The 2,290-nt window shown below is 49.1% G+C and carries 1 rRNA gene; it reads left to right on the forward strand.

What is annotated here, in order from left to right:
* Positions 1-78: 78 nt before the first annotated feature.
* A 23S ribosomal RNA gene (locus K1J09_RS11765) occupies positions 79-2,290 on the forward strand; the annotation flags it as partial.

The raw sequence follows: 2,290 nt of genomic DNA on the forward strand, positions 1-2,290 counted from the left end.
GATATCAAATAGTAACAAGAAAATAAACCGAAAACGCTGTGAATATTAATGAGTTTAAGACTGAAAGGTCAAAAATAAGGTTAAGTTAGTAAGGGCGCACGGTGGATGCCTTGGCACTAGGAGCCGATGAAGGACGTGACAAACGACGAAATGCCTCGGGGAGCTGTAAGTAAGCACTTGATCCGGGGGTGTCCGAATGGGGGAACCCAACAGGTTGATGCCTGTTACCCATTTCTGTTAAGGAAATGAGGAGGAAGACGCAGTGAACTGAAACATCTAAGTAGCTGCAGGAAGAGAAAGCAAAAGCGATTGCCTTAGTAGCGGCGAGCGAAGAGGCAGGAGGGCAAACCGAAGAGTTTACTCTTCGGGGTTGTAGGACTGCAATGTGGACTCAGAATTTATAGAAGAATGACTTGGGAAAGTCAGCCAAAGAGAGTAAGAGCCTCGTATTTTAAATAGATTCTGTACCTAGCAGTATCCTGAGTACGGCGGGACACGTGAAATCCCGTCGGAATCTGGGAGGACCATCTCCCAACCCTAAATACTCCCTAGTGACCGATAGTGAACCAGTACCGTGAGGGAAAGGTGAAAAGCACCCCGGGAGGGGAGTGAAATAGAACCTGAAACCGTGTGCCTACAACAAGTTCGAGCCCGTTAATGGGTGAGAGCGTGCCTTTTGTAGAATGAACCGGCGAGTTACGTTATGATGCGAGGTTAAGTTGAAGAGACGGAGCCATAGGGAAACCGAGTCTGAATAGGGCGTTTTAGTATCATGATGTAGACCCGAAACCATGTGACCTACCCATGAGCAGGTTGAAGGTGCGGTAAAACGCACTGGAGGACCGAACCAGGGCACGTTGAAAAGTGCTTGGATGACTTGTGGGTAGCGGAGAAATTCCAAACGAACTTGGAGATAGCTGGTTCTCTCCGAAATAGCTTTAGGGCTAGCGTCGACATCAAGATTCTTGGAGGTAGAGCACTGTTTGGGTGAGGGGTCCATCCCGGATTACCAATCTCAGATAAACTCCGAATGCCAATGAATTATGGTCGGCAGTCAGACTGCGAGTGCTAAGATCCGTAGTCGAAAGGGAAACAGCCCAGACCACCAGCTAAGGTCCCAAAATAATTGTTAAGTGGAAAAGGATGTGGGGTTGCACAGACAACTAGGATGTTAGCTTAGAAGCAGCTATTCATTCAAAGAGTGCGTAATAGCTCACTAGTCGAGTGACCCTGCGCCGAAAATGTACCGGGGCTAAAACAATTTACCGAAGCTGTGGATACCTTTTATAGGTATGGTAGGAGAGCGTTCTATGTGTGGCGAAGGTGTACCGTGAGGAGCGCTGGAACGCATAGAAGTGAGAATGCCGGTATGAGTAGCGCAAGACAGGTGAGAATCCTGTCCACCGTAAGACTAAGGTTTCCAGGGGAAGGCTCGTCCGCCCTGGGTTAGTCGGGACCTAAGGAGAGACCGAAAGGTGTATCCGATGGCCAACAGGTTGAGATTCCTGTACTAGAGTATGAAGTGATGGAGGGACGCAGTAGGCTAACTCGTGCGTACGAATGGATGTACGTCTAAGCAGTGAGGCGTGGTATGAGTCAAATGCTTATACCTATAACGTTGAGCTGTGATGGGGAGCGAAGTTTAGTAGCGAGTGAGTGATGTCACACTGCCAAGAAAAGCTTCTAGCGTTGTATCATACTCTACCCGTACCGCAAACCGACACAGGTAGTCGAGGCGAGTAGCCTCAGGTGAGCGAGAGAACTCTCGTTAAGGAACTCGGCAAAATGACCCCGTAACTTCGGGAGAAGGGGTGCTGACTTAAGTCAGCCGCAGTGAATAGGCCCAAGCAACTGTTTATCAAAAACACAGCTCTCTGCTAAATCGTAAGATGATGTATAGGGGGTGACGCCTGCCCGGTGCTGGAAGGTTAAGAGGAGTGCTTAGCGGTAACGCGAAGGTATGAATTGAAGCCCCAGTAAACGGCGGCCGTAACTATAACGGTCCTAAGGTAGCGAAATTCCTTGTCGGGTAAGTTCCGACCCGCACGAAAGGCGTAATGATTTGGGCACTGTCTCAACGAGAGACTCGGTGAAATTTTAGTACCTGTGAAGATGCAGGTTACCCGCGACAGGACGGAAAGACCCCATGGAGCTTTACTGCAGTTTGATATTGAGTGTCTGTGCCACATGTACAGGATAGGTAGGAGCCTATGAAATCGGGACGCCAGTTTCGATGGAGGCGTTGTTGGGATACTACCCTTGTGTTATGGCCACTCTAACCCGGTAGGTT

The sequence above is a fragment of the Streptococcus sanguinis genome, from assembly GCF_019928825.1.
GTDB classification, from domain to species: Bacteria; Bacillota; Bacilli; order Lactobacillales; family Streptococcaceae; genus Streptococcus; species Streptococcus sanguinis_L.